This window comes from Burkholderia sp. BCC0044, assembly GCF_902832955.1.
Taxonomy (GTDB): Bacteria; Pseudomonadota; Gammaproteobacteria; order Burkholderiales; family Burkholderiaceae; genus Burkholderia.
Window position 1 is genome coordinate 225614 of record NZ_CADFDO010000005.1, and the last position, 24927, is coordinate 250540.

Consider the following 24927-nt stretch of genomic DNA (forward strand, 5'->3'; position numbering starts at 1 on the left):
CCGGCTGCGTCGTCATGTGGATCCGCGCGGGGCGCGGGCCGCGATCACTTCCGGTCGACGATCACCTGGTCGAACGTGCCGCCGTCGGCGAAATGGGTCTTCTGCGCGTTCGCCCAGCCGCCGAAGACCTGCTCGACGCTGAACGTCTTCAGCGCCTTGAACTCGGCCGCATGCTTCTTCAGCACGGCCGCGTCGCGCGGGCGCAGATGGTGCTGCGCGATGATCTCCTGCGCTTCCGGCGTGTACAGGTAGTCGAGATACGCCTGCGCGACCTTGCGCGTGCCCTTCTTGTCGACCACCTTGTCGACGACGGCGACGGGCGGCTCCGCGAGGATGCTCGCCGACGGATACACGGGGTCGAATTCCGCGCCCGACGCGCCGGTGTCCATCAGCGCGACCTCGTTCTCGAACGTGACGAGCACGTCGCCGATGCCGCGCTGCGTGAATGTGGTCGTCGCGCCGCGGCCGCCCGAATCGAGCACCGGCACGTTACGGAAGATCGCCTTCTCGAAGTCGAGCGCCTGCTGGTCGGTCGCGCCCTTCTGCTTCTGGAAGCCCCATGCGGCGAGATACGCATAGCGGCCGTTGCCCGACGTCTTCGGGTTCGCGATGATCACCTGGACGCCCGGCTTCGCGAGATCGCTCCAGTCCTTGATCGCCTTCGGGTTGCCCTTGCGCACGAGGAACACCATCGTCGTCGAGTACGGCGAGCTGCTGTCCGGGAAACGGGCGCGCCAGTCCTTCGGCAGCAGCTGACCGCGCTCGGCGAGCAGGTCGATGTCGTTCGGCTGGTTCATCGTCACGACGTCGGCCTGCAGCCCCTGCAGCACCGACAGCGCCTGCGCGCTCGACGCGCCGTGCGACTGCTTGATCGTGACCGTCTCGCCGGTCTTCTGCTTGTAGGCGGCGGCAAAGCTCGTGTTGATGTCCTTGTACAGCTCGCGCGTCACGTCGTACGACACGTTCAGGATCGACGTGTCCGCGTGCGCGGCCGTCGCCGCCACGACCAGCGCCGCCGCGCCCGTGTGCAGCCAGCGGCCGATCCCCTTGATGCTTGCCATCGTGATATGCCCCGTTTCCAGTGGTGGTGAATGTGCGTGACCGCACGCGTACGCGCTGTCATCGAAACGTAAGCGGGCATTCTAGCGGCCGCCCGCGGCGCGCCTTCCAATCAGTCGTGGAAAGCAAATCTCGAATTCTGCTAAACGGCGGCCGGGGCTCGCGCGCGCCGCCGCCCCGGTGTTAAGATCGCGGCTCAGCCCACTCACGGTTCATCCATGTCCGCTCCCCTGCGCTCGCCCTCGATCCTCGCCGCCGTCGCGGCAGGTGCGCGCGCGGCCGGGCTGAAACTGAAAAAACGACTCCTCGACTGACGGGGACGTCGCGTCCCGTCAGGCGAATGCCGGACGGGATGCCCGCAGGTCGTTTCTTTCTCCTTGCACGCACGCCTCGCTCCGGCACTCGGCCGGCGGAACGGTTCCTTCCCACTCCGTTTCCACCATGAGGCTTTGCATGAACACACGTTTCGAAGGTATCTGGCTGCCGATCATCACGCCGTTCCACCGCGGCGAGGTCGACCACGCGGCGCTCGCGCGGCTCGCGCGCCACTATGCGGCCGCGGGCATCGCGGGGTTCGTCGCAGGCGCGACGACCGGTGAAGGCGTGCTGCTCGACGCGCGCGAACAGGACGCGGTGTTCGCGACGCTGCGCGACGCGGCGCCCACGCTGCCGATCGTCGTCGGACTGACCGCGAGCGCAACGCACTTCGCGGCCGCCCGCGCGCGCGAACTCGCGGCGCTGCGCCCCGACGGGCTGCTCGTCACGCCGCCCGTCTACGTGCGGCCGACGCAGGACGGCATCCGTCGCCATGTCGAAGCGATCGTCGACGCGGCCGACCTGCCGGTGCTCGTCTACAACATCCCGTACCGCACCGGCGTGAACGTCGAACTGGACACGCTCCAGGCGCTTGCGCGCGATCCGCGCGTCGCGGGCATCAAGGAATGCGGCGGCACGCTCGACCGGATGAGCCGGCTGGTGCACGACACGCCGCTCGCGATCCTGTCCGGCGACGACAACCAGAACTTCGCGGCGATGTGCGCGGGCGCGCACGGCGCGATCGCGAGCAGCGCGCACGTGCTGCCCGAATGGCATGTGCGCATCCATGCGCTGCTGCGCGACGGGCGGCTCGCCGACGCGCGGCGCCTGGCGGTCGCGCTGCAGCCGCTCGTCGCGGCGCTGTTCGCGGAGCCGAACCCGGCGCCGGTGAAGGCCGTGCTCGCCGCGCAAGGATGGTGCGAGGACGGATTGCGGCTGCCGTTCGTGCCGGCGAGCGACGGGTTGCGGGAGCGGTTGGACAAGCTCTGTGCGGAACTCGATGCGTCCGCGGCTGCTGCGGCGGCGTAGAGATTCGATCCCGAAACTGTTTCAGACCGTCAAGATTTTTGACGCGCCATACCGCGCAAGGTGGCCGTCGGCGGTGATGAGCACCATCGGCTCGTACGAGGCCTGCGCGACCAGCAATCGGTCGAACGGGTCGCCATGGTGGTGGGGAAGATGACGAACGGCCGCACCGTGTACCGCCCGAACGGGCAGTTCGCGGTATTGACTCGTCTTGAGCTTGTCGACCAGCCGATCCACATCGACGTCCAGCTTCCCCTTGCCGGCTTTGATGGCCACTTCCCAGATGCTCGCGCTGCTGATGAACACTTCGTCCGCGGAATCAATCAACCTGCGCGCGTGAGCACTCAGCTTCGGATTATTCGCAACCATCCAGAGAAAGATATGCGTATCGAACAGCAGTCGCATTACTTGCCTTCGAACGCGTCCAACAAATCGTCGGGGAGCGGCGCATCGAAGTCGTCGGCGATCCAGATCTCCCCCTCAAGCGCTCCGTACGGATGAATCGGCCTGAGCGGCACGAGCCGGACCGCCTGCTTGCCGGCCTGCGTGATCACGACACGTTCGCCGGCAATCGCGGCATCGAGAAGCCGCTGCAGATCGAGCGAGGCTTCGGGGACAGTGGCAACTTGCATGATGGGCTCCATTGAGTGACCCATCATTGTTACGACATTCGCGTCGTTGCTCCAATAGGCCAAACGACCAGCCGCTCGATCACTGGCCTGCCGCCACCGGCGCAATCACGCGGCAAGCGCCTGCTCCGTCCCACCCCCCACCGCCTGCGTCACGATCCGCGCGAGCCGGTCGACCGTCGGCGTCTTCGACGACGTGCGCCGCAGCAGGATCAGCGGCAGGCTCGGCAGCGCCGGCAGCCCGCACGACGCGGCATCGAGCACGCGCACCGACGCCGGCAGCCCGTAATGCGAGCGCACCGTCAGCCCGAGGCCGGCCGCCGCGGCCGCCCATAGCCCGGCCAGGCTCGGCGTCGTGAACGCGACGCGCCACGGCACGCCGGCACGGTCGAGCGCATCGGTCGCCGCGCCGAAGAACCGGCACGGCCGGTCGAACACGACGAGCGGCAGCGGCTCGTCCGTCGCACGCATGTCACGGCCGCCCTCGCCCTCACCGCGCACACCGCCCTCCCCACCCGCATCCCCGCCGCCATCCATCATCCCGGCACCACCGCCCGCGACCGCGCCGATCCATTGCATCGGCACGTGCGCGATCGCTTCGCTGTCGATGCCCGCCCGCGACACGAGCGCCGCCGACGCCGGATCGCCCCACACGAGCGCCAGATCGAGCTGGTTCGCATCGAGCCGGTCGAGCAGATCGGCGTTGCGCGCCACGCGCGCCTCGATCTTCACCTTCGGATGGGCGCGCGCGAACCGCCCGAGCACGTCCGGCAGGATCGCTTCGCCGAAATCCTCCTGCAGCCCGACCCGTACCCAGCCGTCGAGCTTCACGCCGCGCACGGCCGCGGCCGCCTCGTCGTTCAGCTCGATCATCCGTCGCGCGTAGCGCAGCATCGCGTCGCCGGCGTCGGTCAGCGCGAGCCCGCGCCCGGCCTTCACGAACAGCGGCGTGCCGGCCTGCTCCTCGAGCTTGCGGATCTGCGCGCTCACCGCCGACGACGAGCGCGCGACGCGGTCGGCCGCCTTCGCGAAACTGCCGAGATCCACGCCCGCGACGAGGCTGCGCAACGCCGCGACGTCGAAGTTGGGCCGCGCCAGCGCGGCATCGGCCCCCGCGAGCGGCTCGCCGCCGTCGCGCGCAATGTCTTGTCCGGGCATCTCAATCATCCTGATTTATCGAACGATTCATCAAAAACTTTCTGATTTTCAGGATGAACGTAGGCCGCCAGACTGTGGACGTCAACTTCGAACCGGGCCTGCCGTCATGGATACCTCGTGCATCGCTTCCCCCTCTTCGCCAGCCCGCGCCGCGCGCGGGCCGGCCCATCGCTGGCGCGTGCTGGCGGCCGGCGTCGCCGCGAACATGAGCTTTTCGGCCGCCGCGGCCGGCATTCCGACCACGGCCGTGTGGATGCGCACCGCCTATCACCTCGACAACGGCGCGCTCGGCCTCGTGCTCGGCGCGCTCGGCTTCGGCGTCGCGCTGTCCGAGCTGCCGTGGGGGATCGCCGCCGACCGCTTCGGCGACCGCCGCGTGCTGCTGACCGGCCTCGTCGCGACGGCCGCGATGCTCGCGCTGATGATGTGCACGATCGCCCCGACCGCGCACGCGGTGCCGCCGCTGATGCGGGTCGTCGCGGCCATGGCCTGCGTCGGCCTGCTCGGCGGCAGCGTGAACGGATCGAGCGGGCGCGCGGTGATGCGCTGGTTCGGCGAGCGCGAACGCGGGCTCGCGATGAGCATCCGCCAGACGGCCGTGCCGCTCGGCGGCGGCCTCGGTGCGGCGCTGCTGCCGTCGCTCGCGTCGCATGCCGGCTTCGCCGCGGTATTCGGCGCGCTGATGCTGCTGTGCGCGGGATCGGCCGCGCTCACGTGGCGCTGGCTGCACGAGCCGCCGGCCGAGCCGGCCGCGGCACACCTCGCCACGCCCCTCGCCGCGCAACGGCCGCAGCCCGCCGGGCACGCGCGCAACCCGCTCGCGAGCGGCTGCGTATGGCGCATCGTGCTCGGCATCGGCCTGTTGTGCGCGCCGCAGTTCGCGGTGCTCACGTTCGCGACGGTGTTCCTGCACGACTTCGGCCGGCTCGGCCTCGCCGGCATCAGCGCGGCGATGGTCGCGCTGCAGCTCGGCGCGATGGTGATGCGCGTCTGGAGCGGCCGCCATACCGACCGGCACGGCAACCGGCGCGCGTACCTGCGCGGCTCCGTGTTCGTCGCGGCCGGGTCGTTCACGCTGCTCGCGGCGGCGACGGCCGGCAGCCCGCATGTGCCGCTCGCCGCGATCGTCGCGATTCTCGTGTTCGCCGGCGTCTGCGTGTCGGCATGGCACGGCGTCGCGTACACGGAGCTCGCGACGCTCGCCGGCGCGAACCATGCAGGCACCGCGCTCGGGATGGCGAACACCGTCGTCTACCTCGGGCTGTTCGCGACGCCGCTCGCGATTCCGCCGCTGCTCGCCGCGAGTTCGTGGAGCGTGGTGTGGCTCGCGGCGGCGCTGGTCGCCGCCGCAACCTATCCGCTGTTTGCGCGATGACCGGCGGCGGCCGACGGCGTCGACCAGCCGCCGCCGTTGCGCGGTGCGGTCAGAACTTGTACACGGCCGACAGCATCGCCGAACGGCCGTCGCCGAACTCGACCGCCGACGACCGCGATTCGCTGCCCGACACCTGCCGCACGCGTTCGACGTAGGCGCGATCGAACAGATTGTCGATGTTCAGCTGGAGGCGCAGCCGGCGGCTCACGTCGTAGCTCGCCATCAGGTTGTGCACCCAGTACGCGCCGAGCTTGCCGTCGCCCTGCGACGTCACGTTGCGCCGGCCGACGAAGTGCGAACCGTAGCCGACCGTCCAGCCGGCCGGCAACCGATAGGTCGTCCACACGTTGAACGCGTGCCGCGGCGTGTTGCCGAGCGCCTGCCCGTCGCGCCGCGGCGACGACGGCGAACTGAGCGTCACGCTCGCCAGGTACGTATAGTTCGCGAACACGTCCCAGCGCGGCGTCACCTTGCCGGCGGCGCCGAGCTCGACGCCGCGCACGCGTTGCCGGCCCACGAGCGCATAGCTGCCGTCGGCGATTCGTTCGCGCGCGTTCTTCTTTTCGGTCTGGAACAGCGCGCCGTTCAGCGCGATGCCCGCGAGCCCTTCCCATTTCGCACCGAGTTCGAAGCTCTCGTTTTTCTCGGGCGCGAGCGCGCCGGTCGCCGCGCTCACGCCGGAGCCGGTGGTCACGAGGAATTCGGCGGAAGGGTTGAACGACGTGCCGTACGCGAAATACGCGCGAGCGTTGTCAGTCGGCTTGAACACGAGCCCCGCGCGCGTGCTCAGGTGCCGATCGGCAGTATCCGCGCGCTCGGTGGGCTTGCCGGCCGCGGTGCCTTCCGACCGGCCGTCGATCCAGTCGTGCCGCAGCCCGACGTCGATGTCCCAGTAGCGGCCCACCGAGATCGTGTCGAACGCGTACAGCGCCTTCACGACCAGCGCGGTGTCGTTGCGCGCGCTGTCCTGGCGCTGCGCCGGGCCGCGCCACACGCCGGGCGGCGCGGCGAGCGCGAAGCCGTCGGCCGGGTAGAAGCGGTTGAGCCCGTACGAATAGGTCGTGCGGCCGTACGTCTCGCGCGAGATCTCGAAACCCGTGACCAGCGTATGCCCGATGCCGAACGTCGAGAACGCGCTGGTGACGTTCGTCTGGTTCGCCCACATCGCGGTCGACGCATCGCGGCCATAGCCCTGCGGCCCCGCCGGCTTGTAGCGCCCCGGCGGCAGGCCCTGCAGGTTCACGTGCGACGCCGAAATCACCGTGTCGCGATTCAGGTGCGCATAGCGGCTCAGGTTCTGCACCTTCAGGCCGGACGACACGTCGTGTTCGGCCTTCACGGTGAACGTATCCGACGTGATGCGTTCGCGGTCGAGATTGCGCCAGCCGAAATAGCGGTCGCGCGCCACGCCGGCCAGCACGTGGCCGTTGTGCGCCGGCAGCCCGTAGTCGGGCAGGTTGTTGTCGTACTGGTGGAAATAGCCGAGCGTGACGCGCGTCGGCGTGCCGAGACCGAACGCGAGCGACGGCGCGATGCCCCAGCGCCGCTTGCGGATGTCGTCGCGGCCCGGCACGTCGTTGACGTGCGCCATCGCATTCAGGCGGAACGCCGCGCGGCCGTCGGTGCCCGGCAGCGGCCGGTTCGCATCGAGCGTCACGCGGCGGTAGTCCGACGTGCCGAGCATCGTGCCGGCCTCGGTGAACGCGCCGGCCTTCGGTGTCTTGCTGACCAGGTTCACCGAGCCGCCCGTCGTGCCGGCGCCGCCGAACACCGAATTCGGCCCCTTGATCACCTCGACCGCCTCGACGTTGAACAGGTCGCTGCGATTGTTCTGCGCGCTGTCGCGCAGCCCGTCGAGCTGCAGGTTCGCGTTCGCGCCGAAACCGCGGATATTGAACATGTCGCCCGACCCGCCGCCGCCCTCCCCGGCGTTGAACGTGATGCCGGCGACGTTCGACAGCGCTTCGCGCAAGCTCAGCGCCTGCTGTTCGTCGAGCACCGCGCGCGGCACCACGGTGATCGTCTGCGGCACATCGAGCAGCGGCGTCGCATATTTGGCGGAACCCGACCGGTCGACGCGCGACCCGGCGTCGCGCGCGCCGTGCACGACGATCGGGTCCAGTTGCGGCGCGTGGCGCGGCTCGCCCTCCTCCGCGCATGCCGGCGCGGCCGCACAGGTCATCATCGCGAACGCGACGGATGCGGTCGCGCGCTGCGGCGGCGTCGCGCTCGACTGGATGCAACGGCTCATGTTCACTCCATTCCATTGATGATAATGATTCTCATTCAATAGAATTGGGTGCGACATGGCAATTGGACACGTCCGAACTTCGTCATCCGAACGAACCGCCGAACGAAACGGCCGGGCCACCGGCTGCCCGCACGCCGACGCCCGCGCCCCCGTCAGGCCGCCTCGCGCGCCAGCGCCCGCCGCGCGGCCGGCCGTTCGGCCTCGCGCTGCGCATGGGCGGTCCATGCGGGATGCCGCGTCATGTCGAGCCCGATCGCGACGCCCCAGCGATACAGCACGAGCAGGAACGGATCGACGATCGAATGCGCGCCCGGCTCGGCCCACGTGCGGCCATCGGCGAGCGCCGCTTCGATCGACGCGTTCGCGGCCTCGATCGTGCTGCGCCCCTGCGCGCTGATCGCGCCGTGCAGGGCCGGATCGTCGATGAAGCGGCCCGGGCGCCACAGCGCGCCGTAGCCGACGCCATGCACCCAGCCGACCAGCCAGGCGAGCCATTCGTGACACCGCGCCTCGCGCAGCGGATCGTCGAGCGGCAGCAATTGCGCGTCCGGATAGCGGCGCGCGAGATACGTGAGGATCGCGGGCGTTTCGGTCAGCACGCGCGGCTCGCCCGGAATCGCGAGCACGGGCACGCGCGCTTTCGCGTTGATCGCGAGATAGCGCGCTTCGAGGTTCTGCCGCTCGCGCACGGACACGACCTCGACGTCGAACGGCGCGCCGGTTTCCTCCAGCGCGATGTGGGCGGCGAGCGAGCAGGCGCCCGGCGAAAGATAGAGACGATAGGCGTTCATGGCGGTGTGGCCCGACGGGGCTGTGGAAGACGGAACCGAGTGTAGGAACGCATCGGCCTTCGCCACAAACGATGAATTGTCGTGCTCGGGCATTAGTGTTACTAATACCCGTATGCGACGCATCCACCTCCCTCCGCTACAGACGCTGCGCGCGTTCGAGGCCGCCGTTCGGCTGCAGAGCTTCACCCGCGCGGCCGACGAACTCGCGCTCACGCAAGGCGCGGTCAGCCAGCACATCCGCGCGCTCGAGGCGCAGCTCGGCTATCCGCTGTTCACGCGCGAACGCAACGGCGCGACGCCGACGCACGCCGCGCACGCCCTCGCGCTGCAGGTGCGCCAGGGCCTGAGCGTGCTCGAACGCGCGTTCGAGCCGGCGCTGGCGGTGCGCAGCCGCCCGCGCACCTGCGACGTGACGCTGAACGTGAGCGTGCTGCCGAGCGTCGCCGAACGCTGGCTCGCGCCGCGCCTGCCGCGCTTCGCGGTCGCGCATCCGCACATCACGATCGTGCTCCATCCGGACGCGGCGCTCGCGCCGCTGCGCAAGCGCGACCGCATCGACGTCGCGCTGCGTTACGGGCCCGGCACGTGGCCGGGTGTCGTCGCCGAGAAGCTGATGAACGAGACGATCTTTCCGGTCGCGAGCCCCGCGTACCGCAATCGCGATGGCGTCGCCCCGCGCACGCCGGCCGATCTCGTGCGCGCGACGCTGCTGCGCCATCCCGCGCAGCCGTGGGAACCGTGGTTCCAGGCCGCGCGGCTCGACCTCACCGAATCCGCGCGCGCGCCGCGCTTCACCGACGCGAACGCGCTGATCGACGCGGCGCTGCAAGGCCGCGGCGTCGCCCTCGCGCGCCGCTCGCTGATCGAGCCCGAACTCGCTAACGGCACGCTCGTGCGCGTGTCGACGGTGCGCATCGCCGACGTGTACGCACACTACGTCGTGTGGCGCCCCGGCCATCCTCACGAAGCGGCGATCCGCACGTGGCTCGACTGGCTGCGCAGCGAAGTGCGGCGCAGGACGCCGCGGCGCTGACGCCGATGCCAATGCCAATGCCGATGCTCACGCGCGCATCGGCATCGCCACCCTGTCGAGCGTGATCGGCAGATCGCGCACCCGCACGCCGGTCGCGTGATAGACCGCATTGGCGATCGCGGCCGGCACGCCGGTGATGCCGATCTCGCCGATGCCGCGAATACCGAGCGGATTGAAATGCGTGTCGTTTTCGTCGACGAAACTCACGTCGAGCTCGCCGATGTCCGCGTTCACGGGCACGTGATATTCGGCGAGATTCGCGTTCGTGAAGCGGCCGTGGCGCACGTCGAGATGCGAACCCTCCTCGAGCGCGGTGCCGAGCCCCCACACCATCCCGCCGATCAGCTGGCTGCGCGCCGTCTTCGCGTTGAGCAGGCGGCCGACGCTGTAGACGCCGACGATGCGCGGCACGCGAATCGTGCCGAGTTCGGCATCGACGTGCACTTCGGCGAACACCGCGCCGAACGAATGCGACGCATAGCGCGACTTCTCGTCGCCCGGCTTCGTCGTCGCCTGCGCGTCGATCGGCTGGCCGCCCGCGCGCGCGATCACTGCCGCGGCCGGATCGCGCCGCGACGGGTCGCGGCGATGCACGACCCAGCCGTTGTCGACCGTCACGTCATCGGCCGCGGTGCCGTGCAGCGGCGATCCGCGATCGGCAATCGCGAGTGCGATCAGCATCGCACGCGCCTGCAGCGCGGCCTCGCGCACGGCGGGCGCGACGCTTGCCGCCGATTGCGAACCGCCCGATACCGGCGCGCGCGGCAGGCTCGAATCGCCGAGCGAAAACCGCACGTTCTGCGGCGCGAAACCGAGCGCATCGGCCGCGACTTGCGTCATCACCGTGTAGGTGCCGGTGCCGATGTCCTGCGTGCCCGACGCGACTTCGGCCGTGCCGTCCGGCAAGATGCGCGCCCGCGCCGACGCTTCGCTGCGGTTCGCCGGATACGTGGCGGCCGCCATCCCGAGACCGATCAGCGTGTCGCCGTCGCGCATCGTGCGCGGCGCGCCGGTGCGGCGCGACCAGCCGAAGCGCCGCGCGCCGACCTCGTAGCATTCGCGCAGCTTGTTGCTCGACCACGGCTTGCCCGCCTGCGGATCGACCGCCGCGTAATTCGCGAGCCGCAGCGCGACCGGGTCCATCCCGAGCCGCCACGCGAGCTCGTCCATCGCCGATTCCAGCGCGAACGAGCCGGACGCCTCGCCGGGCGCGCGCATGAACGTCGGCGTGCCGACGTTCAGCGACACGATCCGGTGCGTGGTCGCCTGGTTCGGCACCGCATACATGATCCGCGACAGCATCCCGCACGTTTCCGTCCAGTCCTCGAACGTCGACGTCGTGACGATCGAGTCGTGCCGCATCGCCGTCAACGTCCCGTCCTGGCGCGCGGCCAGCACGACGCGCTGTTCGGTCAGCGGCCGCCCGCCGACCGGGCCGAACATCTGCGGCCGCGTCAGCGCGAGACGAACCGGGCGCCCCACCTGCTTCGCGGCCATCGCGCACAACGACACGTGCGACCACGACGAGCCCTTGCAGCCGAAGCCGCCGCCGAGGAACGGCGAAATCACGCGCACGTGTTCCGGTGCGATGCCGAAGACCGCGGCCACCGCCGTGCTCGCGCCCGACACGCCCTGCGTCGCATCGTGCAGCGTGAGCGTCGGGCCATCCCAGTGCGCCATCGTCGCGTGCGGCTCGATCGGGTTGTGGTGCTGCATCGGCGTCGTATAGGTCGCGTCGATGCGCACCGCGCCTTCGCGCAAGCCCGCCTCGACGTCGCCGCGCTGCGTATCCATCGCGCGTCCCTGCTGCGTCGGCGGTACGCGCGCGCTGCGCTTCGCCTGCGCGAAATCGAGCGCGGCATCGCTCGCGCGGTAGCGTATCCGCACGGCATTCGCCGCGTCGGTCGCCTGCTCGAGCGTTTCGGCAACGACGACCGCGACCGGTTCGTTGCTGTAGCGCACCGTGTCGTCCTGCAGCAACGTGAGCCGGCGCCCGGCGGGCGGCGACAGCGGCGGGCGGCCGCCGTTGGGCAGCCGCATCGCGTTCTCGTGCGTGATCACGAGCAGCACGCCCGGCATCGCGCGGGCGCGCGCCGCGTCGATCGATTCGATGCGGCCGGACGCGATCGTGCTTGTCACGAGCACCGCATGCGCGAGCCGCGCATCGGAGAATTCGGCTGCGTAGTGCGCGCCGCCCGTCACCTTCAGTACGCCGTCGACCCGGTCGAGCGGTTGTCCCGTCAACGTATTCATGCGGCACCTCCCGCCGCGGCCGCGGCCGTCTTGACCGCACGGACGATCGCCCGCTGCGCGAGCGCGACCTTGAAGCCGTTGCCGTCGAGCGGCCGCGCATCGCGCAACGCCAGCGCGGCCGCCTCGCGCAGCGTCGCGTCGGTCGGCGTGCGGCCCGCGAGATGCGCTTCCGCCTCCATCGCACGCAACGGCTTGTGCGCGACGCCGCCGAGCGCGATCCGCGCGTCGGCAATGTGCGGGCCGTCCATCCGCAGCGCGGCCGCGACCGACACCAGCGCGAACGCGTAGCTCGCGCGATCCCGCACTTTCAGATAGTGCGCATGGTCGGCAAAGCGCGGCGGCGGCAAGTCCACCGCGGTGATCAGTTCGCCCGGGTCAAGTGTCGTATCGAGATCGGGCCGATCGCCCGGCAAGCGGTGAAACGAGGCGATCGGAATCTGCCGTGCGCCGCGCGGGCCGCTCACCTGCACGACGGCGTCGAGCGCCGCGAGCGCGACGCTCATGTCCGACGGGTTCACCGCCACGCACTGCGGGCTGGCGCCGAGGATCGCGTGCATCCGGTTGTGGCCGCCGATCGCCGCGCAGCCGCTGCCCGGCGCGCGCTTGTTGCATTGCGCGAACGCGGAATCGTAGAAATACGGGCAGCGCGTGCGCTGCATCAGGTTGCCGCCGACGGTCGCCATGTTGCGCAATTGCGCGGACGCGCCGGCGAGCAGCGCCTGCGACAGCAGCGGATAGTCGGCGCGCAGGCGCGGATGATCGGCCGCGTCGCTGTTGCGCACGAGCGCGCCGATGCGCACGCCGCCGCCGGGCAGTGCATCGACCGTATCGAGCCCCGCGATGCGCGTGATGTCGATGAGCGTGACGGGCCGCGCGACGCCGCCCTTCATCAGGTCGAGCAGGTTCGTGCCGCCGCCGATGAAGGCCGCGCCGGGCCGCTGCGCCGCGCGCACGGCGCCGGCCACGTCGGTCGCGCGTTCGTAGGAGATCGCTTCCATTGCGGTGCCCTCCGCGCCTAGCCGTGCGCCGCGTGCGCGGCGCGCACGGCGGCGACGATGTTCGGGTACGCGCCGCAGCGGCACAGGTTGCCGCTCATGCGCTCGCGGATCTCGTCGTCCGACAGGTTCGCGGGACGGCGCCGCACGTCGTCGGTGGCCGCGCTCCCCGCGCCCGCCGCGAACTCGTCGAGCAGCGCGGTCGCCGAGCAGAGCTGGCCGGACGTGCAGTAACCGCACTGGAACGCATCGCATTCGACGAACGCGCGCTGCACCGGGCTCAGCTCGCCGCCGCGCGCCAGCCCTTCGACGGTCGTGATCCGCGCGCCTTCGTGCATCACCGCGAGCGTCAGGCATGCGTTGATGCGCCGTCCGTCGACGAGCACCGTACACGCGCCGCACTGCCCGCGATCGCAGCCCTTTTTCGTGCCCGTGAGCCCCGCGTATTCGCGCAGTGCGTCGAGCAGCGTGACGCGCGGTTCGAGCTGCAGCGTGTACGCGCGCCCGTTGATGTCGAGACGCACGGGCTGCGCCGGCACCGTATCGCGGCGGGGCGCGGCCGGCGAAGATGCCGCGTGCGGCGGCTGCGAATGAACGTGCGATGCGGCGCCGACGGTCGCGGCAGCCGCCGCGGATTGCAGGAAGCGGCGCCGCGCCGCGCTGGACGGCGTATCGTGCGGCAGCGGCGGCGGCGCTGAACGGCCGGGCCCGAGCGGCGCCGGGGCGGCATCGCGCGCCGGTTCGGCGGACGGAGAATCGGATCGATCGCTGGACATGACTTCTGCTCGCTCCATGGTTGATGGACGCGGATGTGCCTCCGTGCCCGGAGAGCCGCACGGTCGGCACGCGCATCGGCAAAGAGCAATTCGGGTGCCGCGAAATTGTGGGGACAGCGTGCAGGTGCAGTGTCGATCAACCGTCCATGGCGCGCACCGGGCGGCAGCCAGCCGCGGTGGTGGTGATAGCGCCTTCATGACGCCACGCTGGCGCGCGGCTGGCCATTTGCTGACGAAGCGGCAATAACGCCCGGTTTTGGGGGCGCGGCCGGCCGCACATCGGTCGCAAGTTGCCGGGCGCATGTGCCATGCCGCGCACGGCGCCCCTCTCGCCGCGGCCAGGTCGCGGCATTGCACGCCGTGTAAATGCGCGCAGCATCCGCGTCTGCTGGAAAATTCCGCCATGCGTGCCGACGGATCGCCGCGACGGCAGCCGGTCAGCCTGACGAAACCATTTCGCGATCGCCCCGGAATCGCAAACGATTCACCTAAACGTCGCATCGCGGCGGCATACTCGACAACGTTTCCCGATCAGCCTGCCAGGAGAGAAGTCATGCGTCGCGTTTCCGTCGCCGTCGTTCTGTGTGCCGCCGTTTTCGTCGCCGCCTGCAGCGACGACGCAGCGCACGACGCCCACGCGACCGACGCCGCGCCGCAGGCCGGCGCATCGAGCGGCGCCGCCAGCGCGTTCAACAGCGACACGACCGCGAACGCCGCCGCGTCCGATGCCGCGCCGCTCGCCCCGCCCGTCGTGCACTACCCGCCCGATGACGACGACGATGCGAAGCCCGCCACGAACGCAGCTGCGTCGAACGCAGCCGCGTCGTCGCCGGGCTGATCCCGTCGCCACGTGATATGAGTCGGTACTGTTCAGGGAAAGCAGTGGGCGCGCGCGTGTCGAGCCGCCACTGACATGATGTAACGGCCGGCGACGGCGAGAACGGCGCGGTGTCGCACCGCTTCGCGGGCCGCGTCGGGCACGGCCGGCCGAGATTCGGCCCCGGCCGCCGTCAGGGCCGCCTGCGCGTCGCAAGCGCGACGGCGCGCCATGCCGCGACAGCCGCCGCACGGCCTGCGCCGTGCGACCCGCCCGTCAGACCGCGTGCGCGATCGCGCGATCGACGAGCGCGGCCTCGAAGCCGTCGTCCGCGTCGCGAAAACGCAGCGGCGCCGCGCAATGAACCAGCGTGTCGATGAAGTATTTCGCGCGCGGCCACGGCCCGAAGCCAGCGGCCGTGTTGATGTGCCCGGCGTCGCCGAGGTTCACGAACGCGCTGCCCAGGCGCTGCGCGAGCGCGCGCGCATCGGCGAGCGGCATCCACGGGTCGGTCTCGCTGCCGATCACGATCGACGGCACCGCGAGCCGGCGCGCGTCGAACGGCCCGGCAAACGTGAATTTCTTCGGGCTGGCCGGCGCGACGAGCAGCACGCCCGCCACGTCGCCCACATGCGGCCACTGCGCGAGCGCATGCGCGGCCGCGAGGCAGCCGAAGCTGTGCGCGGCGAGCACGAACGGGCCGCGCTCGCGATCGAGCAGCGCACGCACCGATTGCGCCCAGCCCGCGAGATCGGGCGCATCCCAGTCGTGCTGCTCGACGCGCAACGAGCGCGGGAACTGCCGCTCGAGCCACGTCTGCCAGTGAGCGCCTTCACTGCCGTGCAGGCCCGGAACGGTGACGAGCCGCGGCGGCCACGCCGATTTGCTGCATGCGCGCATGATTGCCCTCGCTTGCTTGAAGACGAGGTTCGATTGTGGCGTCGGGCGCGCGGCGGCCGAACCAATATTTTGTGCTTTGCTTTTGCGCGGCGCGGTGCCCGGCGGCAGCCCGCCGACCGCGCGATCGCGGCCCGCGCCGGCCGCTCGGCCCGCACCGACGGCGCAATGTGCCGCGAAACCGTAGAATGTGGGCTTCCCGTCAGCTTCACACGGAACCGTCCCCGCGCCGACGCGCCGGGCCGGCCGTCAGGAGTCGCCCGATGTCCGCTACGTCCGCCGGCGCGCCGCGCCCGGCTTCGCTCGCCGTTCCCGTGACGCGCCTCGCCCGCGCGCGCGCCGTCACGCAATGAAGATCCTGTTCCATTCACCGCATCAGGATGCCGGCGCATGGCGCGACGAGATCGGGCGTGCGCTGCCGGAAGCCGAACTGCGCGCATGGCAGCCGGGCGATACGGCCGCCGCCGACTACGCGCTCGTGTGGCGCGCGCCGCGCGAGTTGTTCGCGCCGCGCGACGGCCTGCGCGCGATCTTCAACCTCGGCGCGGGCGTCGATGCGCTGCTCGCGCTCGAGCGCGCGCATCCGGGCACGCTGCCCGCGCACGTGCCGCTGGTGCGGCTCGAGGATTCGGGCATGGCGCAGCAGATGGTCGAATACGTGACGCACGCGGTGCTGCGCTATCTGCGCCGCTTCGACGAATACGACCTGCAACAGCGCGAACGCCGCTGGCAGCCGCTCGAACCGCATGCGCGCGCAAGCTTCACCGTCGCGGTCCTCGGCCTCGGCGTGCTCGGTGCGGAAGTCGCCCGCGCGCTTGCCGCGCTCGGCCTGCCGGTACGCGGCTACAGCCGCAGTGCGAAGCAGCTCGAGGGCGTCGCGACCTTCGCGGGCGACGGCGCGTTCGACGCGTGCATCGACGGCGCGAAGGTACTCGTCAACCTGCTGCCGAGCACGCGCGACACCGACGGCATCCTGTCGGCGCGCGCGTTCGCGCGGCTCGCGCCCGGCGCGTACGTCGTCAACGTCGCGCGCGGCGCGCATCTCGTCGAAGCCGACCTGCTCGACGCGCTCGCGAGCGGCCAGGTCGCCGCGGCCACGCTCGACGTGTTCCAGCACGAACCGCTGCCGGACGACCATCCGTTCTGGCATGCGCCGCGCATCACGATCACGCCGCACAGCTCGGCCGAGACGCTGCGCGCGGAAGCCGTCGAGCAGATCGCCGGCAAGATCCGCGCGTTCGAGCGCGGCGCGCCCGTCAGCGGCATCGTCGACTACGCGCGCGGCTACTGAATTCCGCCCTACACCAAACCGGAGACAACCATGACGTTCCCCACCGCCGTCAAGATCGTCGAAGTCGGCCCGCGCGACGGCCTGCAGAACGAGAAGACCTTCGTGCCGACCGACGTGAAGATCGCGCTCGTCGACCGGCTGTCGCGCGCCGGCTTCCGCAACGTCGAGGCCGCGTCGTTCGTGTCGCCGAAATGGGTGCCGCAGATGGCCGACGGCGCCGACGTGATGGCCGGCATCGAGCGCCGCGCGGGCACCGTGTATTCGGTGCTCACGCCGAACCTGAAGGGCTTCGAGCACGCGCTCGCCGCCCGCGCGGACGAAGTCGTGATCTTCGGCGCGGCGAGCGAAGCGTTCTCGCAGCGGAACATCAACTGCAGCATCGCCGAGAGCATCGCGCGCTTCGAGCCCGTCGCGAAGGCCGCGACGGACGCGGGCCTGCGGCTGCGCGGCAGCGTGTCGTGCACGCTCGGCTGCCCGTACCAGGGCGAGGTGCCGGTCGCGTCGGTCGTCGACGTCGTCGAGCGCTTCGCCGCGCTCGGCTGCGACGAGATCGACATCGCCGACACGATCGGCGTCGGCACGCCGAAGCGCACGCGCGAGGTGCTGTCCGCGGTCACGCGCGTGTTCCCGCGCGAACGCCTGTCGGGCCACTTCCACGACACCTACGGCCAGGCGCTCGCGAACATCTACGCGGCGCTGTTCGAAGGGATCGAGATCTTCCACGCGTCGGTCGCGGGCCTCGGCGGCTGCCCGTACGCGAAGGGCGCGACCGGCAACGTCGCGACCGAGGACGTGCTGTACCTGATGCAGGGCCTCGGCATCGAGACCGGCATCGATCTCGCGCAGGTCGTCGCTGCCGGCGACTTCATCTCGAACGCGATCGGCCGCGCGAACGTGTCGCGCGCCGGTCGTGCATTGCTCGCCAAGGCGCAGAGCGCGGCCGACGCCGCGAACTGCGTCTGATCACGCCATCCCACGGATTCCCCAACATGACGACACCCGCTTCATTCGATTCCCTCCCCGATTCCGCGCGACGCGTCGCGCTGCTGCTGCGCGAGCGCGGCCATGCAAAAGGCATCGTGATGCTCGCCGAAACCGGCAAGACGTCGGCCGAGGCCGCGGCCGGGCTCGGCTGCTCGGTCGCGCAGATCGCGAAGTCGATCCTGTTTCGCCGGCAGGCCGACGGCGCGCCCGTGCTGGTCGTCGCGAGCGGCGTGAACCGCGTGGATGAGAAGAAGGTCGCCGCGCAGGTCGGCCCGGTCGGCCGTGCGGATGCGAAGTTCGTGCGCGACAACACCGGCTATGCGATCGGCGGCGTCTGCCCGATCGGCCATCTGGTCGAACCCGTCACGCTGATCGACGCCGACCTGCTCGCGCTCGACAGCCTGTGGGCCGCCGCCGGCCATCCGCACGCGGTGTTCAACCTGTCTCCGCACGAGCTCGTGTCGCTGACGGGCGCGCCGGTCGCGGACGTCGCGTTGCGGGAGCCCGCATGAGCGACGCGACGATGCCGGTCGCCACGGTCGCATCGCCGTGCACCGACGTCTGCCGGATCGATCCGCGCACCGACTGGTGCGCGGGCTGCCTGCGCACGCGCGGCGAGATCAAGGAATGGCGTGCGTCGGACGACGATGCGCGGCGCGCGCTGCTCGCGCGGCTGGACGCGCGGCGGCGGCTGATCGCGGGAAGCGAGACATAAAAAAAAGCCGTTCAGCCTCACGGGCGAACGGCATCGAGATCGGAATCCTGTGAACGTGATCAACGTCACAGCCCGCATCATACGAGCGACGCGACCGCATCGCATCGGGTGTTTCCCTACAACTTCTTACAGCGCTTTTCATCGATGCGCGTGACGTCCGCACGACGTCATTCCGCAGGCAATCTTCATTCCCGACACGGGCATTCGACGGGCCGCTAAGTGAGCGCGCGGCCGCGCCGAATCGTATGACCGTTTCAGTTGCCGACCGTCGCGCGACGCGCCGGCACGATGCGCCAGCCGAGGTTCACGCCGGCCGCCGCGAGCAGGATCAGCAATGCGCCGAACACCTGCGTCCACGCGAGCGTCTGCCCGAACGCGACGCGATCGACGGCGATCGCGACGACCGGATAGACGAACGACAGCGCACCCGTCATCGCGGTCGGCAGCTTCTGGACCGCGCCGTACAGCAGCACGTACATCAGCCCCGTATTGACGATGCCCAGCACGATCAGGTCGGCCCATTGCCCGGCCGTCGCCGGCAACGTGTCGAAGCGCGCGAACGGCGCGAGCAGCAGGATGCCGAGGCCGACCTGCAGCAGCGCGAGCAGATGCGGCGGCGTGCCCTTCAGGTGCTTCGTGATGATCGACGAGATCGCATACAGGAACGCCGCGCCGAGCGACAGCGCGACCCCTTCCAGGTATTCGCCGGGCACCGCGAGCACGGCCGGCTCGACGCGCACCACGAACACCAGCCCGGCGAACGCGAGCACGAGCCACGCGAGCGTCGACGCGGTGATCCGCTCGCGGAACACGATGGCGCCCAGCGCGACGAGCATGAACGGCTGGGTGTTGTAGACGGCGGTCGCCATCGAGATCGACGCGCGCGAATAGGCGGCGAACAGCAGCAGCCAGTTCGCGACGATCGCGAGGCTGCCGAGCATCGTGAGCACGAGCATCCGCGGCGAGAACAGCGAGCGGCGCAGGAAACCGAGCGCCGCGCAGACGATCGCGAGCGTCGCGGCGCCGAATATGCAGCGGAAGAACACGACATTGGTCAACGGCTGCCGCGACGACATCACGAGCCAGCCGATCGTACCGGACATCAGCATCGCGACGATCATCTCGGCGGCGCCGCGGCGAATTTCATTCGAGGCCATCATGAACTCCGTTGAAAAGCGGGGATGAGTTCGATTCTAGAAACTTGCTTTCGCCGCAACCATGACTAAACTGAAGTGAATCAGCCAATTCACCTTCGAAAGCAAAGCGAGCATGCCGAAACGCCTTTCCCCGCCCGCCGTCGCGTCGCTCGACGCGACCGACCGCGCGATCGTCGCCGCGCTGGCCGACGACGCGCGCATCGCGACCAGCGAACTCGCCCGGCAGATCGGGCTGTCGGCGCCCGCGACCGCCGACCGCGTGCGACGGCTCGAGGCGCAAGGCGTGATCGCCGCGTTCACCGTCGAACTCGATCCGCGCGCGCTCGGCTACACGCTGCAGGCGATCGTCCGCGTGAAACCGCTGCCGGGCCAGTTGCACCTGGTCGAGGAGTTGCTGCGGCGGATTCCCGAATTCGTCGAATGCGACAAGGTCACCGGCGACGACTGCTTCATCTGCCGGCTCTACCTGCGCACGATCGAGCACCTCGACGACATCCTGTCGAAGGTGACGGAGCGCGCGGAGACGAGCACCGCGATCGTGAAATCGACGCCCGTGCCGCGCCGCCTGCCGCCGCTCGTCGAGGACGATCACGCGCACCGCTGAGCCGCACGCGGCGCGCACCACCACCGAGCCGCGGGCGGCGCACGCCGCCCGCATCGTCACGCGGCCGCGTCGCGCGCGTCGAAGAATGCGAGCAGTTCGTCGATCAGCGCGGCGGGCGCCTCTTCCGGAATGTAGTGCCCGCAGTCGAGTGCGCGACCGCTGACGTCGCGCGCGACGCGCCGCCACTCGTCGAGCGGATCGAAGCAGCGGCCGACGACGCCGTGCTCGCCCCACAGCACGCGCAGCGGGCACGCGACCTTGTTGCCGCGCTCGAGATCCGCACGGTCGTGCTCGAGATCGATCGTCGCCGACGCGCGGTAGTCCTCGCACATCGCATGCACGGCGCCCGGCTGCGCAAGCGCCGCCCGGTACGCGTCGAGCGCCTCGGGCGCGAACGGCGCCAGCCCGGCCGACCGGTTGCCCATCACGCGCTCGATGTACGCATCGGTGTGCGCGCCGACCAGCGTCTCGGGCAACGGCTCGGGCTGGATCAGGAAGAACCAGTGGAAATACGCGGTCGCGAACGCGCGATCGGTTTTCTCGTACATCGCGAGCGTCGGCGCGATGTCGAGCAGCATCATCCGCTCGACGGCATCCGCGTGATCGAGCGCGAGCCGGTGCGCGACCCGCGCGCCGCGATCGTGCGCGCATACGTGGAACTGCTCGAAGCCGAAATGCCGCATCACGGCGACCTGATCCGCCGCCATCGCCCGTTTCGAATACGGCGTGTGCCGCGCGTCGCTCGGCGGCCGACCCGATGCGCCGTAGCCGCGCAGGTCGGTGGCGATCACCGTGAAGTGATTCGCGAGCGTCGCGGCAACGCGATGCCAGATCATGTGAGTCTGCGGATGGCCGTGCAGCAATAGCAGCGGCGGACCCGCGCCTCCTTTGACACCGAAAATGTCGGTGTCCTGCACCGTCACGCGAAACGGTGCAAACGCCTCAAACGACATGGTTTGTTTCTCGTTGGTTTGTTATGGCGGCTATTTTATGAGTGCTGGCGCGTCTTCACAGCGGAGTAAGCATGCGAAATCGTAGAAAGAGAACACTCACTCGATTGCCGGCACACGGCGGAGTTTGTTAAGCTCGCGTAGAATCGCACGACCGTTCGTATTAATATGAACGAACCGCTTGCGAGGCTACACTCGAATCATCGTCCGACCGCAACGCCCCCGGAGACTGGAGACATCACATGGCATTGCCCACCGTCCTGCAGAACCTGACGCTGCCCGTCATCGCGTCGCCGATGTTCATCGTCAGCTACCCCGAACTCGTGCTCGCGCAATGCAAGGCGGGCATCGTCGGTTCGTTCCCCGCGCTCAACGCGCGCCCGGCCGAACTGCTCGACGAGTGGCTCACGCAGATCCAGTCCGAGCTCGCCGACCACCAGGCGAAACATCCCGATGCGATGATCGGCCCGATCGCGGTCAACCAGATCGTCCACCAGTCGAACGCGCGGCTCGAGCACGACGTGCGCGTGTGCGTCGAGCACAAGGTGCCGATCTTCATCACGAGCCTGCGCGCGCCGGCGCGCGAGATCGTCGACGCGGTGCACAGCTACGGCGGCATCGTGCTGCACGACGTGATCAACCTGCGCCACGCGCAGAAGGCGCTCGAAGCCGGCGTCGACGGGCTGATCCTCGTCGCGGCCGGCGCCGGCGGCCATGCGGGCACGACGTCGCCATTCGCGCTGGTCGGCGAAGTCCGCAAGATCTTCGACGGCCCGATCGTGCTGTCCGGCTCGATCGCGAACGGCGGCTCGATCCTCGCCGCGCAGGCGATGGGCGCGGATTTCGCGTACATGGGCACGCGCTTCATCGCGACGCAGGAAGCGCACGCGATCGACGACTACAAGCACGCGATCGTGAACGCGAAATCGTCGGACATCATCTACACGAACCTCTTCACCGGCGTGCACGGCAACTACATCCGCGAGAGCATCGAGAAGGCCGGCCTCGATCCGGACGCGCTGCCGGAATCCGACAAGACCAAGATGAATTTCGGCAGCGACAAGACGAAGGCATGGAAGGACATCTGGGGCGCCGGCCAGGGCGTCGGCCTGATGGACGACCTGCCGAGCGTGGGCGCGCTCGTCGAGCGACTCAAGCGCGAATACGACGACGCGAAGGCGCGGCTCGGCATCCCGCGCTGACGGATGCGGCGGCCGTCACGGCCGCCATCGACGCGAAATCGTCGCACCAAACGAAAAGCGCGAACCGCAGCGGTTCGCGCTTTTTTGTTGCCCCGTCGCAGCGGACGACGCGGCTCAGACCGCGCGCTTCATCCGCGTGATCGGCAGCACGCGCAGGCGCGATTCGATCGACGGGCACAGCGACTGCCCTTCGAAACGCGCAGCGAGAAAATCGACGAACGAGCGCACCTTCGCGGACACGTGACGCCGGCTCGCGTACACCGCATAGATCGGCGCCTCGTGCGGCGGCACCGAATCGAGCAGCACCGGCACGAGCCGGCCCGATTCGATGTCGTCGCCGACCACTTCGGTGCCGAGCAGCGCGATGCCCGCGCCGGCGAGCACGGCCGCGCGCAGCCCTTCGAGATGGTTCACGATCAGGTTGCCGTTCAGGCTCACGCGTGACGCGGCGGCCGCGTCGATCACCAGCGAATCGAGCATCGTCGAATTCGAATCGCGCCGCAGGTAGTTGTGGTTCGCGAGATCGGCGATCGTCTGCGGCGTGCCGTGCTTCTCGAGATACTCGGGCGACGCGACCAGCAGGATGTGCGCGGTCGCGATCTGGCGCGCGACCAGCGACGACGATTTCAGTCCGTTCGGCGCCGCGCGCACCGCGACGTCATAGCCTTCCTCGATCAGGTCGACCACGCGATCGGACAACGTCATGTCGACGGTCACGTCCGGGAACCGACCCGCATAATCGGTGACGGCCTGCATCACGTGCCGCAGCCCGAACGCGGACAGCGACGTCACGCGCAGCCTGCCTTGCGGCACCACGCTCGCGGCGCCGACGGCCTGGCCGGCTTCGTCGAGTTCGGACAGCGCCTGCACGAGGCGCTCATAGTATTCACGTCCCGCCTCGGTGGGCGCGACGCGTCGTGTCGTGCGATGCAGCAGCCGCGCGCCGAGCTGCTGCTCGAGGTGCATCACGTGCTTGCTCGCCATCGCCGCCGACATCTGCATGCGCTCCGCCGCGCCGACGAAGCTGCCCACTTCGACGACGTAGCGAAACACATTCATGCTGACGAGGGTATCCATCGAACTAGCTCGCAATCCCGGGGGAATCAACCAATTACGAGATAGGGTAACAAAGGCGAGGAAACAGAAAGGTCAAGAAAGGCAAAACGGCGCCGCGGGTGGCGGCGCCGTTTCGTGCGAGAAATGACGGGCGGGAAAACATGCACCTGGCACGCGCGATTGACCGCGCGGCCGGCGCACCGATCGCGCGTGCTTCAGAACTTCGCGCGGATGCCTGCGCCGAACGTGTTGCCGGTCGACAGGCCGCTGATGTGATCGTTCATGTAGGCCGCGTAGACGTCGGTGCGCTTGGACAGCGGATAGTCGTAGCCGACGGCCCAGGTCTGGCGCGTCTGGTCGAGGCCGCCCGCGTCGCGCGAGTACGCATACGACGCCATCGCGTTGCCCACGCCGATCGGCACCGACACGCCGCCCTGCGCGGTATTCACGTGCCAGCTGCCCGCGACCTGGTCGTTCTTCGTATACATGTACTGGCCGAACAGCTTCACGAGCTTCAGGTCGTAGGTCGCGCCGAGCAGCGCGATGCCCTGGCTCTTCATGCCGGTCACGAGCGCGCTCAGGTCCTGCGGGCCGTTGTTGAAGTTCACGTACTGATACATGGCGGTCGCCGCGAACGGGCCGTTCGCGTAGTTGAACTGCGCGCTCCACTTCTTCGAACGGTTGTCGCCGGCCTGGTTGCCGAGTGCGTACATCGCGCCGAAATTCAGGCCACCGAACGAAGGCGACGTGTACCCGACTGCGTTGTTCCAGCCCGAATCGCCGACCGCGCCCTGGTCGCTCGGATAGGTCGGGAACGTGCCGAGGCCGAGGAACACGTGATACACCATCGGCGAGAAGGTGTACGAGTCGTAGAACGGGTTGAACAGGATCGTCGACAGGAACAGGTGCGTCGTCAGGCGGCCCGCCGTCACCGTGCCGTACGGCGAGCTGATGCCGACGTACGCGTTGCGCGCGAAGAACGTGTCGCCCTGGAAGCGGCCGTACTGGCCGTTCTGCGCGCGGAAGAAGCTCTCCAGCGTGAAGATCGCCTTGTAGCCGTCGCCGAGATCCTCGGCGCCGTGCAGCCCCCAGTACGACGTCGACATGCCGCCGCCCGACACGTTCCACGCACGATCGCCGCCCGGGAACTTGGTGGCGCCGACCCATTCGTCAACCTGCCCGTAGAGCGACACGCTCGACTGCGCATGGACGGGTGCGGCAGCCGCCACGCAGGCGGCTGCGGCGATCAGCTTGACGGACGTGCGCGACGCACGGCGGGCGAATGCTTTCATGGGATCTCCAGGTTTTGTCGGATAGTCGATAAGTGGCGCGAGCGTTGTTGTTTGGAGCCGAGTGCTTGCGTCGTATGGGGCGCAGCCATCTTTACGGATCATTCGTCCGGTCAAAATTGCGCACACTTATTGCGGGTATAGCGCCGGCATTAACTTCGCGGCATGTATCCATGGCCGGATGCACGGCGGCGGCCCGGCGCGAACGCGGTCGCACGGGCGGGCGGCGGCGCGGCATACGCGTACCGGGCGCGAAAGATAGCGCAATGCGGCGGGAAAATCAGCGGAAATCTGCGCGCGACTG

General features: G+C 69.5%; 24 protein-coding genes. 10 read left to right on the forward strand and 14 right to left on the reverse strand.

The features are described from left to right. Positions 1 to 44: 44 nt before the first annotated feature. A complete protein-coding gene (locus HWX14_RS28995; protein WP_175885753.1) occupies positions 45 to 1061 on the reverse strand; it encodes a sulfate ABC transporter substrate-binding protein in 1017 nt (338 codons plus the stop codon). A 451-nt stretch (positions 1062 to 1512) separates the two neighbouring features. Here HWX14_RS28995 and dapA point away from each other — a divergent pair, with 451 nt between their 5' ends. Further along, positions 1513 to 2403 carry a 4-hydroxy-tetrahydrodipicolinate synthase gene (dapA, locus tag HWX14_RS29005; RefSeq protein WP_175885754.1) on the forward strand — a complete coding sequence of 297 codons (891 nt, stop codon included), beginning with the start codon at positions 1513 to 1515 and terminating at the stop codon, positions 2401 to 2403. A gap of 21 nt (positions 2404 to 2424) precedes the next feature. Here the strand turns inward: dapA and HWX14_RS29010 are convergent, their stop codons facing one another. From HWX14_RS29010 to HWX14_RS29020, 3 genes are all read right to left on the reverse strand, one after another. Then, entirely contained in the window at positions 2425 to 2805 is a 381-nt protein-coding gene (locus HWX14_RS29010) for a type II toxin-antitoxin system VapC family toxin (RefSeq protein WP_175885755.1), read from the reverse strand. Further along, the gene (locus tag HWX14_RS29015; RefSeq protein WP_175885756.1) at positions 2805 to 3044 is read right to left on the reverse strand and encodes a type II toxin-antitoxin system prevent-host-death family antitoxin; all 240 of its coding nucleotides are present in this window, start codon (positions 3042 to 3044) and stop codon (positions 2805 to 2807) included. Before HWX14_RS29015 ends, HWX14_RS29010 begins: the two co-directional genes overlap by 1 nt. A gap of 93 nt (positions 3045 to 3137) precedes the next feature. Next, complete coding sequence (locus tag HWX14_RS29020) at positions 3138 to 4187, reverse strand: LysR substrate-binding domain-containing protein (protein ID WP_175885757.1); 1050 nt, start codon at positions 4185 to 4187, stop codon at positions 3138 to 3140. Positions 4188 to 4293: 106 nt separating this feature from the next. Here HWX14_RS29020 and HWX14_RS29025 point away from each other — a divergent pair, with 106 nt between their 5' ends. Beyond that, entirely contained in the window at positions 4294 to 5562 is a 1269-nt protein-coding gene (locus tag HWX14_RS29025) for an MFS transporter (protein WP_175885758.1), read from the forward strand. 49 nt (positions 5563 to 5611) lie between these two features. Here HWX14_RS29025 and HWX14_RS29030 read toward each other — a convergent pair whose 3' ends face one another. Both HWX14_RS29030 and HWX14_RS29035 read right to left on the reverse strand, forming a co-directional pair. Continuing rightward, positions 5612 to 7813, reverse strand: coding sequence for a TonB-dependent siderophore receptor (locus HWX14_RS29030; protein ID WP_175885759.1), 2202 nt, complete (start codon positions 7811 to 7813; stop codon positions 5612 to 5614). A gap of 152 nt (positions 7814 to 7965) precedes the next feature. Further along, on the reverse strand, positions 7966 to 8604 hold the full coding sequence (locus HWX14_RS29035) for a glutathione S-transferase (protein WP_175885760.1): 639 nt from the start codon (positions 8602 to 8604) through the stop codon (positions 7966 to 7968). A gap of 112 nt (positions 8605 to 8716) precedes the next feature. On the opposite strand from HWX14_RS29035, the gene HWX14_RS29040 reads away from it, so the two are divergent. After that, positions 8717 to 9637, forward strand: coding sequence for a LysR substrate-binding domain-containing protein (locus HWX14_RS29040; RefSeq protein ID WP_175885761.1), 921 nt, complete (start codon positions 8717 to 8719; stop codon positions 9635 to 9637). Between the two features lie 27 nt (positions 9638 to 9664). On the opposite strand, the gene HWX14_RS29045 is transcribed toward HWX14_RS29040, so the two are convergent. Genes HWX14_RS29045 through HWX14_RS29055 form a run of 3 tightly spaced genes read right to left on the reverse strand, consistent with a single transcriptional unit; the run spans position 9665 to position 13661 of the window. Continuing rightward, entirely contained in the window at positions 9665 to 11890 is a 2226-nt protein-coding gene (locus HWX14_RS29045; RefSeq protein ID WP_175885762.1) for a xanthine dehydrogenase family protein molybdopterin-binding subunit, read from the reverse strand. After that, positions 11887 to 12888 (reverse strand): xanthine dehydrogenase family protein subunit M, encoded by a 1002-nt coding sequence (locus HWX14_RS29050; RefSeq protein WP_175885763.1) that lies wholly within the window; start codon positions 12886 to 12888, stop codon positions 11887 to 11889. The genes HWX14_RS29045 and HWX14_RS29050 overlap by 4 nt, the downstream gene beginning before the upstream one ends. Before the next feature lie 17 nt (positions 12889 to 12905). After that, complete coding sequence (locus tag HWX14_RS29055; RefSeq protein WP_175885764.1) at positions 12906 to 13661, reverse strand: 2Fe-2S iron-sulfur cluster-binding protein; 756 nt, start codon at positions 13659 to 13661, stop codon at positions 12906 to 12908. Between the two features lie 553 nt (positions 13662 to 14214). On the opposite strand from HWX14_RS29055, the gene HWX14_RS29060 reads away from it, so the two are divergent. Next, positions 14215 to 14499 (forward strand): hypothetical protein, encoded by a 285-nt coding sequence (locus tag HWX14_RS29060; protein ID WP_175885765.1) that lies wholly within the window; start codon positions 14215 to 14217, stop codon positions 14497 to 14499. 255 nt (positions 14500 to 14754) lie between these two features. Here HWX14_RS29060 and HWX14_RS29065 read toward each other — a convergent pair whose 3' ends face one another. Beyond that, positions 14755 to 15378 (reverse strand): alpha/beta hydrolase, encoded by a 624-nt coding sequence (locus HWX14_RS29065; RefSeq protein ID WP_175885766.1) that lies wholly within the window; start codon positions 15376 to 15378, stop codon positions 14755 to 14757. A gap of 346 nt (positions 15379 to 15724) precedes the next feature. Here HWX14_RS29065 and HWX14_RS29070 point away from each other — a divergent pair, with 346 nt between their 5' ends. Genes HWX14_RS29070 through HWX14_RS29085 form a run of 4 tightly spaced genes read left to right on the forward strand, consistent with a single transcriptional unit; the run spans position 15725 to position 18365 of the window. Next, positions 15725 to 16666, forward strand: coding sequence for a glyoxylate/hydroxypyruvate reductase A (locus HWX14_RS29070; RefSeq protein WP_175885767.1), 942 nt, complete (start codon positions 15725 to 15727; stop codon positions 16664 to 16666). A gap of 30 nt (positions 16667 to 16696) precedes the next feature. Further along, the gene (locus HWX14_RS29075; RefSeq protein WP_175885768.1) at positions 16697 to 17629 is read left to right on the forward strand and encodes a hydroxymethylglutaryl-CoA lyase; all 933 of its coding nucleotides are present in this window, start codon (positions 16697 to 16699) and stop codon (positions 17627 to 17629) included. A gap of 26 nt (positions 17630 to 17655) precedes the next feature. Further along, positions 17656 to 18162 carry a YbaK/EbsC family protein gene (locus tag HWX14_RS29080; RefSeq protein ID WP_089488878.1) on the forward strand — a complete coding sequence of 169 codons (507 nt, stop codon included), beginning with the start codon at positions 17656 to 17658 and terminating at the stop codon, positions 18160 to 18162. Next, positions 18159 to 18365 carry a DUF1289 domain-containing protein gene (locus HWX14_RS29085; RefSeq protein WP_175885769.1) on the forward strand — a complete coding sequence of 69 codons (207 nt, stop codon included), beginning with the start codon at positions 18159 to 18161 and terminating at the stop codon, positions 18363 to 18365. Before HWX14_RS29080 ends, HWX14_RS29085 begins: the two co-directional genes overlap by 4 nt. Before the next feature lie 254 nt (positions 18366 to 18619). On the opposite strand, the gene HWX14_RS29090 is transcribed toward HWX14_RS29085, so the two are convergent. Beyond that, the gene (locus tag HWX14_RS29090; RefSeq protein ID WP_175885770.1) at positions 18620 to 19522 is read right to left on the reverse strand and encodes a DMT family transporter; all 903 of its coding nucleotides are present in this window, start codon (positions 19520 to 19522) and stop codon (positions 18620 to 18622) included. A 112-nt stretch (positions 19523 to 19634) separates the two neighbouring features. Here HWX14_RS29090 and HWX14_RS29095 point away from each other — a divergent pair, with 112 nt between their 5' ends. Further along, on the forward strand, positions 19635 to 20126 hold the full coding sequence (locus HWX14_RS29095; protein ID WP_050014344.1) for an Lrp/AsnC family transcriptional regulator: 492 nt from the start codon (positions 19635 to 19637) through the stop codon (positions 20124 to 20126). A 56-nt stretch (positions 20127 to 20182) separates the two neighbouring features. Here HWX14_RS29095 and HWX14_RS29100 read toward each other — a convergent pair whose 3' ends face one another. Next, the gene (locus HWX14_RS29100) at positions 20183 to 21079 is read right to left on the reverse strand and encodes an alpha/beta hydrolase (RefSeq protein WP_175885771.1); all 897 of its coding nucleotides are present in this window, start codon (positions 21077 to 21079) and stop codon (positions 20183 to 20185) included. Between the two features lie 239 nt (positions 21080 to 21318). Here HWX14_RS29100 and HWX14_RS29105 point away from each other — a divergent pair, with 239 nt between their 5' ends. Further along, positions 21319 to 22278: a nitronate monooxygenase family protein gene (locus tag HWX14_RS29105; RefSeq protein WP_175885772.1), complete on the forward strand. Its 960-nt coding sequence runs from the start codon at positions 21319 to 21321 to the stop codon at positions 22276 to 22278. 114 nt (positions 22279 to 22392) lie between these two features. Here the strand turns inward: HWX14_RS29105 and HWX14_RS29110 are convergent, their stop codons facing one another. Continuing rightward, a complete protein-coding gene (locus HWX14_RS29110; RefSeq protein WP_006477616.1) occupies positions 22393 to 23355 on the reverse strand; it encodes a LysR family transcriptional regulator in 963 nt (320 codons plus the stop codon). A 194-nt stretch (positions 23356 to 23549) separates the two neighbouring features. Next, positions 23550 to 24626: a porin gene (locus HWX14_RS29115; RefSeq protein ID WP_175885773.1), complete on the reverse strand. Its 1077-nt coding sequence runs from the start codon at positions 24624 to 24626 to the stop codon at positions 23550 to 23552. Between the last annotated feature and the right edge of the window lie 301 nt (positions 24627 to 24927).

What these genes read in the sequence shown, in the direction of transcription:
- HWX14_RS29065 (WP_175885766.1), bottom strand. Translation starts at nt 15,378, where the DNA reads ATGCGCGCATGCAGCAAATCGGCGTGGCCGCCGCGGCTCGTCACCGTT.
- HWX14_RS29035 (WP_175885760.1), bottom strand. Translation starts at nt 8,604, where the DNA reads ATGAACGCCTATCGTCTCTATCTTTCGCCGGGCGCCTGCTCGCTCGCC.
- HWX14_RS29090 (WP_175885770.1), bottom strand. Translation starts at nt 19,522, where the DNA reads ATGGCCTCGAATGAAATTCGCCGCGGCGCCGCCGAGATGATCGTCGCG.
- HWX14_RS29085 (WP_175885769.1), top strand. Translation starts at nt 18,159, where the DNA reads ATGAGCGACGCGACGATGCCGGTCGCCACGGTCGCATCGCCGTGCACC.
- HWX14_RS29010 (WP_175885755.1), bottom strand. Translation starts at nt 2,805, where the DNA reads ATGCGACTGCTGTTCGATACGCATATCTTTCTCTGGATGGTTGCGAAT.
- HWX14_RS29030 (WP_175885759.1), bottom strand. Translation starts at nt 7,813, where the DNA reads ATGAGCCGTTGCATCCAGTCGAGCGCGACGCCGCCGCAGCGCGCGACC.
- HWX14_RS28995 (WP_175885753.1), bottom strand. Translation starts at nt 1,061, where the DNA reads ATGGCAAGCATCAAGGGGATCGGCCGCTGGCTGCACACGGGCGCGGCG.
- HWX14_RS29080 (WP_089488878.1), top strand. Translation starts at nt 17,656, where the DNA reads ATGACGACACCCGCTTCATTCGATTCCCTCCCCGATTCCGCGCGACGC.
- dapA (WP_175885754.1), top strand. Translation starts at nt 1,513, where the DNA reads ATGAACACACGTTTCGAAGGTATCTGGCTGCCGATCATCACGCCGTTC.
- HWX14_RS29095 (WP_050014344.1), top strand. Translation starts at nt 19,635, where the DNA reads ATGCCGAAACGCCTTTCCCCGCCCGCCGTCGCGTCGCTCGACGCGACC.
- HWX14_RS29050 (WP_175885763.1), bottom strand. Translation starts at nt 12,888, where the DNA reads ATGGAAGCGATCTCCTACGAACGCGCGACCGACGTGGCCGGCGCCGTG.
- HWX14_RS29105 (WP_175885772.1), top strand. Translation starts at nt 21,319, where the DNA reads ATGGCATTGCCCACCGTCCTGCAGAACCTGACGCTGCCCGTCATCGCG.
- HWX14_RS29015 (WP_175885756.1), bottom strand. Translation starts at nt 3,044, where the DNA reads ATGGAGCCCATCATGCAAGTTGCCACTGTCCCCGAAGCCTCGCTCGAT.
- HWX14_RS29100 (WP_175885771.1), bottom strand. Translation starts at nt 21,079, where the DNA reads ATGTCGTTTGAGGCGTTTGCACCGTTTCGCGTGACGGTGCAGGACACC.
- HWX14_RS29075 (WP_175885768.1), top strand. Translation starts at nt 16,697, where the DNA reads ATGACGTTCCCCACCGCCGTCAAGATCGTCGAAGTCGGCCCGCGCGAC.
- HWX14_RS29070 (WP_175885767.1), top strand. Translation starts at nt 15,725, where the DNA reads ATGAAGATCCTGTTCCATTCACCGCATCAGGATGCCGGCGCATGGCGC.
- HWX14_RS29110 (WP_006477616.1), bottom strand. Translation starts at nt 23,355, where the DNA reads ATGGATACCCTCGTCAGCATGAATGTGTTTCGCTACGTCGTCGAAGTG.
- HWX14_RS29025 (WP_175885758.1), top strand. Translation starts at nt 4,294, where the DNA reads ATGGATACCTCGTGCATCGCTTCCCCCTCTTCGCCAGCCCGCGCCGCG.
- HWX14_RS29020 (WP_175885757.1), bottom strand. Translation starts at nt 4,187, where the DNA reads ATGCCCGGACAAGACATTGCGCGCGACGGCGGCGAGCCGCTCGCGGGG.
- HWX14_RS29040 (WP_175885761.1), top strand. Translation starts at nt 8,717, where the DNA reads ATGCGACGCATCCACCTCCCTCCGCTACAGACGCTGCGCGCGTTCGAG.
- HWX14_RS29045 (WP_175885762.1), bottom strand. Translation starts at nt 11,890, where the DNA reads ATGAATACGTTGACGGGACAACCGCTCGACCGGGTCGACGGCGTACTG.
- HWX14_RS29060 (WP_175885765.1), top strand. Translation starts at nt 14,215, where the DNA reads ATGCGTCGCGTTTCCGTCGCCGTCGTTCTGTGTGCCGCCGTTTTCGTC.
- HWX14_RS29115 (WP_175885773.1), bottom strand. Translation starts at nt 24,626, where the DNA reads ATGAAAGCATTCGCCCGCCGTGCGTCGCGCACGTCCGTCAAGCTGATC.
- HWX14_RS29055 (WP_175885764.1), bottom strand. Translation starts at nt 13,661, where the DNA reads ATGTCCAGCGATCGATCCGATTCTCCGTCCGCCGAACCGGCGCGCGAT.